General features: G+C 70.2%; 6 protein-coding genes. 1 reads left to right on the forward strand and 5 read right to left on the reverse strand.

Annotated elements, in window-relative coordinates; all coding sequences use genetic code 11:
• A partial coding sequence (locus tag ACXJKL_RS13695; protein WP_457207595.1) for a DEAD/DEAH box helicase occupies positions 1-1,166 on the reverse strand: 1,166 nt, incomplete at its 3' end.
• A 200-nt stretch (positions 1,167-1,366) separates the two neighbouring features.
• Between ACXJKL_RS13695 and ACXJKL_RS13700 the strand changes: the two genes are divergently transcribed.
• The gene (locus tag ACXJKL_RS13700) at positions 1,367-2,092 is read left to right on the forward strand and encodes a ferritin-like fold-containing protein (protein WP_457207596.1); all 726 of its coding nucleotides are present in this window, start codon (positions 1,367-1,369) and stop codon (positions 2,090-2,092) included.
• Positions 2,093-2,186: 94 nt separating this feature from the next.
• Here ACXJKL_RS13700 and ACXJKL_RS13705 read toward each other — a convergent pair whose 3' ends face one another.
• The 4 genes from ACXJKL_RS13705 to ACXJKL_RS13720 form a co-directional block, all read right to left on the reverse strand.
• The gene (locus tag ACXJKL_RS13705; protein ID WP_457207597.1) at positions 2,187-2,465 is read right to left on the reverse strand and encodes a GlsB/YeaQ/YmgE family stress response membrane protein; all 279 of its coding nucleotides are present in this window, start codon (positions 2,463-2,465) and stop codon (positions 2,187-2,189) included.
• A gap of 163 nt (positions 2,466-2,628) precedes the next feature.
• Positions 2,629-2,847, reverse strand: a complete 219-nt coding sequence (locus ACXJKL_RS13710) for a DUF3107 domain-containing protein (protein WP_457207598.1) — start codon at positions 2,845-2,847, stop codon at positions 2,629-2,631.
• A gap of 62 nt (positions 2,848-2,909) precedes the next feature.
• A complete protein-coding gene (locus ACXJKL_RS13715; RefSeq protein WP_056928231.1) occupies positions 2,910-3,491 on the reverse strand; it encodes a TetR/AcrR family transcriptional regulator in 582 nt (193 codons plus the stop codon).
• A 175-nt stretch (positions 3,492-3,666) separates the two neighbouring features.
• A partial coding sequence (locus ACXJKL_RS13720) for an immune inhibitor A domain-containing protein (RefSeq protein ID WP_457207599.1) occupies positions 3,667-5,265 on the reverse strand: 1,599 nt, incomplete at its 5' end.

A 5,265-nucleotide genomic window follows, 5' to 3' on the forward strand; every position in this document is an offset into this window, starting at 1 on the left:
TGGAAGAGGTGCTCGGACGTCGAGTACGTCTCGGTGGGCTCGGGGAACGGCAGGTCAAGCGTCTTGTTGATCATCTTCCACCGGGCGATGTCCGGCCAGTCGACCAGCGTGATCGCCGTACCGGTGGCGCCGGCGCGACCGGTGCGGCCGATGCGGTGGACGTAGGTCTTGTCGTCCTCGGGGCACGTGTAGTTGACGACGTGCGAGACGCCGCGCACGTCGATGCCGCGGGCGGCGACGTCGGTGCAGACGAGCACCTTGAGCTTGTCCTCACGGAACTTGGCGAGCGCCTTCTCGCGGGCGATCTGGGCCATGTCGCCGTGCAGCGGGGCGGCGGCGAAGCCGCGCTCGGCCAGGTCGTCGGCGATGCGCTGGGCCTGACGCTTGGTGCGGGTGAAGACGATCATCTTCTCCGCGTCGTCGGCTTGCAGGACACGGCCGATGATCTCCGGCTTGTCGAGGTCGTGGGCGAGGTAGATGAACTGCGCGGTGGCCGGCACGGTCGCGTTCTCGTACGACGACTCCGCGCGGATGTTCATCGGGTGCCGCATGTGGGTGCGGGCCAGGGCCACGATCGCGGCCGGCATGGTGGCCGAGAACAGCATCGTCTGACGCGTCTCCGGCGTCATGCTCAGCAGCCGCTCCACGTCGGGGAGGAAGCCGAGGTCGAGCATCTCGTCGGCCTCGTCGAGCACGAGCGCGTGCACGTGGGAGAGGTCGAGGGCCCGACGGTTGGCCAGGTCGATGAGGCGACCGGGGGTGCCGACCACGATGTCGACGCCGGCGGCCAGGGTGTCGAGCTGGGTGTCGTAGCCGACGCCGCCGTAGACGGTGAGCACGCGCAGACCGAGGTCGGCGCTGGCCAGGTGCAGGTCGTTGGAGACCTGGAGCGCCAGCTCGCGGGTCGGGGCCACGATGAGGGCCTGCGGCTTGCCCTGCGGGAGGTCGGCGTACGCCGGGTCCGTCATGGTGACGCTGCGCTGCAGCACCGGGATGCCGAAGGCGAGGGTCTTGCCGGTGCCCGTGCGGGCCTGGCCGATCAGGTCGGTGCCCATCAGGGCGACCGAGAGGGTCATCTCCTGGATGGCGAAGGGGGTGGTGATGCCGGCGCGCTCCAGCGCGTCGCAGATCTCGGGCAGCACGCCGAGCTCGCGGAAGGTGGTCATGCGGGTTCGCTTTCGTCGATTCGAGTCCGTGGGAGCGGCGGACCGAAGAGGCAAGCCTGCCGCGCACATGCGTCGGCGCCGGGAGAGACCGGTCGGTCCGCCGGGAGGTCGGAGGCCGCTGCACTGCGTGGTGCGAGGGCGGCGGGCTCGGGCTCCGGCGTGGCGCTCGATGCGGCCACTGTATCCCCTAGGGTGCGGACATGACTGAATCCTCCGGCGCGCCAGCCGGCCCGGAATCCGGTGGGGCACTCGGTGGGGCGGTCCACGACCCGGCCTACCAGCAGGCCGTGATCGAGCTCCTGGGAGCGATCGCGTACGGCGAGCTGTCGGCCTTCGAACGCCTCGCCGAGGACGCCAAGCTGGCCCCGACGCTGGCCGACAAGGTCGCGATCGGGGAGATGGCGGCCGCCGAGTTCGGGCACCTGACGCGGCTGCGCGAGCGGCTCGAGTCGCTGGGGGCGGACCCGTTCGCCGCGATGGAGTCGTTCCGCGCCGGCTTCGACTCCTTCCACCGCCACACGGCGCCCGCCGACTGGTACGAGGGCCTGATCAAGGCCTACGTGGGCGACGGCCTGGCCGCGGACTTCTACCGCGAGATCGCGGCGTACCTCGACGCCGACACCCGCGACCTCATCATCGACGCCCTCGACGACTCCGGGCACTCCTCGTTCGTCGTCGAGCGGGTGCGTGCCGGCATCGAGGTCGACCCCCGGCTCGGGGGCCGGCTCGCCCTGTGGGGGCGCCGCCTGATGGGCGAGGCGCTCATCCAGGCTCAGCGGGTGGCCGCGGAGCGCGACGCCCTCAGCGCCCTGCTCGCCGGGGGAGTGGACCGTCCCGGTCTGGACCTCGCCGCGCTCGGGCGGATGTTCACCCGGCTCACCGAGCGGCACGCGCAGCGGATGGCCGACCTCGGCCTCGACTCCTGACCCGTCGTCCCACCCGGACAGGCCCCACACGTGACGAAGGGCCCCGCACCAGCCGGTGCGGGGCCCTTCGCCGTGCTGTACGGGTCGGTCTGCGTCAGACGTGCGAGCRCGAACCGGCGTTGCGACCCGTGACGGTCGAGGCGATCACGACCAGGACGGCCGAGGTGATGATGGCGACGATCCAGCGGACCCAGTCGACACCGTTCGATCCGTTGCCACCGAAGGCGGCGTAGATGTAGTAGCCGAGGATGATGCCGCCGATGCCGCACAGGACGGTGAGCCACAGCGGGATGTTGTCCTTGTCGCCCGGGGCGACGAGCTTGCCGAGGAGGCCGATCACGACGCCTCCGATGATGAGCCACAGGATGTCCACGAGTTCTGCCTTTCGGATGCCGCACCCTGATGGTGCGGTCGCGCGCCGACGAGATGTCGGCACATTTCGCATCATGGTCCTGTAGGGGGTCGGGATCAAACACCGACCCCCTACAGGGGTGAACGAGTCGCGGAGGCCCAGTCGGCCCCGGTGCTGCGGCGGGTCAGCGGTAGCCGACGGCGCCGGCGACGCCGCCACCGATCTCGACGTACGCGATCTTGCTGCCGGGCACCGCGATGCGGCGCCCACGGGTGTCGGTGAACGCGAACAGGCCGGACGACGAGATGGCCTCGGCGAGCTGGGCCTCGATGTCCTCGGGGCTGGCGTCGGTCTCGACGACCAGCTCGCGGGGGGCGTGCTCGACGCCGATCTTGACCTCCACGGGAAACTCCTTCACTTGGTACGACGGGGGTGTGTGGTGACGGTAGCCAGCGGGTCCTGAGGTCAGTGGTCCAGGGGGTAGCCGCGGATCCCGCGCCAGGCGAGCCCGGCGACCAGCGCCGCCGCGTCAGACTGGCTGATGCCGGCCGTCTCGGTGAGCCAGAACCGGGCACTGACCTGGGCCATTCCCACCAGGGAGACGGCGAGCAGCCGCGAGGGCCCGTCGGGCAGGCCGGTGTCCTCGTGGATGACCTCGGCGATCATCGTGGCGCACTCGGTGGTGACCCGGTCGACGTGCTCGCGCACCGCCGGCTCACTGGTCAGGTCGGACTCGAAGACGAGCCGGAAGGCGCCGGTGTCGGCGGCGACGTAGGTGTAGAACACGTCCATCGTGGCCTCGACGCGACGCTTGTTGTCCTGGGTCGCCGCCAACGCCTGGCGGCAGTTGTCGATGATCGTGTCGCAGGAGGTGTCGAGCAGCGCCAGGTAGAGCTCGAGCTTGCCCGGGAAGTGCTGGTAGAGCACCGGCTTGGAGACGCCGGCCCGCTCGGCGATGTCGTCCATCGCGGCCGCGTGGTAGCCCTGCGCGACGAAGACCTCGAGGGCGGACTCGAGCAGCTGGGCGCGGCGTTCGCGCCGCGGCATCCGGCCGCCGCGCGGCCGGGGCTCTCCCGAGTCGAAGCGATCAACGCTCACGTGATGTGTCCTCCCACGATGGATGAGCCCGCAGCCTACTCGCAGGTAGACGCGGACCGGGGCCCCGCGCGACGCGGGGCCCCGGCTCGGGTGGTGCGGGTAGTGCGGGGTGGTGCCGACCGGCTCAGGGAGCCGGGACGGCCGCCGGGTTGCTGACCGCGACGGTGAGGAACTCGCCGTCGTCGGCCGTGACGGTGGCCTTGACGCCGATGCCTGCCACCTTGACCGAGTTCTGCGGGGCCGTAGCGGCGTAGTAGGCGAGCGGATCGGTGTCGTCGAACGTGGCCTTCTGCGGCACGCCGCCACCACACGCCGAGAGCGTCGTCACGGTCGGCGCCTTCTTGGTGCCGCCCGCCACCTCCTTGTGGAGGCAGACCGTGTCGACCGTGTCGAGGCCGAAGGTGGCGTCGAACGGCTCGCGACGGTTGCTCGGGCTGGTGCCGTCGGGGTAGGTCAGCGAGTCGGGCATGGCGTCCACGACCATGGCGGCGCCGGCACCGGGGTGCGCGGACACGTTGTTGTCGGTGTACGACTCGTCGACGTACCAGACCAGCATGCCGTCCTGGAACGGGAAGAACTCGACCTGGTTCGGCTTGGTCAGGCCGTTCGAGAACTGGTACGGGCCCTCCTGCAGCGTCTTGTCGTAGCCGACGTACTGCCGGTTCTCGATGAGGTAGTAGCGATCGGCGTTCGTCGTGTCCGTCCCGGTCGAGATCTTCMAGCCCTCGGCCGTCCACCCGTTGTCGCCTGCCTCGGCGCCATCGGTGAAGGTGCCCGCGCCGCTCTTGATCGCGATGTCGTCGAGGAAGGCGCCGGCCTCGTTGTAGCCGCCGTCGGTCTTGTACAGGAAGCGGAACTTCGACGTCTGGCCGCCGGCCTTGTAGCTGTAGCGCAGGCCCTTCCACGAGTCGCGGGAGGACCCGTCGACCGGGGATCCGAGGTTGGTCCAGGTCTTGCCGTCGTCCAGGGAGTACTGGGCGTACAGGAAGTCGTAGCCCGCCTCGATCTCGTACCACGCCTTCGCCGTGACGGTCACCGACGAGGACGCCGGGACGGTGCGGGTCAGGGTGTTGGACAGGTCGTCACCGCGACCCGACCACCACGCGTGCGCACCGGTCGGGGGCGTCGTGTAGTCGTTGGTGATCGAGGAGGTGGGCAGGTTGACCTTGATCGCCTGGTCGGCGCCGTCGTAGGTGTGCTGCGACGGGCCCAGGTTGTAGGTGCCGCTCTGGCCGGCATCCACCTCGGAGTAGTCGAGCCAGCCGAGGAAGAGCTTCTCCTCCGGGCCCATGAGGCCCGGGACGGTGCCGATGCCCTCCTGGCCCTCGGGGGCGTTGACGCCGTGGCTGAGCCAGGAGCCGGACGACATGAGCGTCCAGAAGGAGCTGCCGTTCTCGCCGCCCGCGGTGTCGTAGTAGTCGGGCAGGCCGAGGTCGTGACCGAACTCGTGGGCGAAGACGCCCAGGCCGCCGTTCTCGGGCTCCACGGTGTAGTCGCCGATGAAGTACTTCGAGCCGCCGATCTGTGCGCCGCCGCCGAGGTTGTTGGCAGCGCCGACGGCCGGGCCCGTGGTGCCGTAGCCCGTGTTGACGTACCAGCGGTGCGACCAGATGGCGTCCTCGTCGGCGCCGGCCTCCTCGCCCTCGCCGGCGTGGACGGCCTGGAAGTGGTCGATGTAGCCGTCGGCCTCGTTGAACTCGCCGTCGCCGTCGAAGTCGTAGCG

This window comes from Nocardioides sp. P5_C9_2, from assembly GCF_054049555.1.

Coding starts and splice junctions, on each gene's coding strand:
- ACXJKL_RS13715 (WP_056928231.1), bottom strand. CDS start 3,491: ATGCCGCGGCGCGAACGCCGCGCCCAGCTGCTCGAGTCCGCCCTCGAG.
- ACXJKL_RS13700 (WP_457207596.1), top strand. CDS start 1,367: ATGACTGAATCCTCCGGCGCGCCAGCCGGCCCGGAATCCGGTGGGGCA.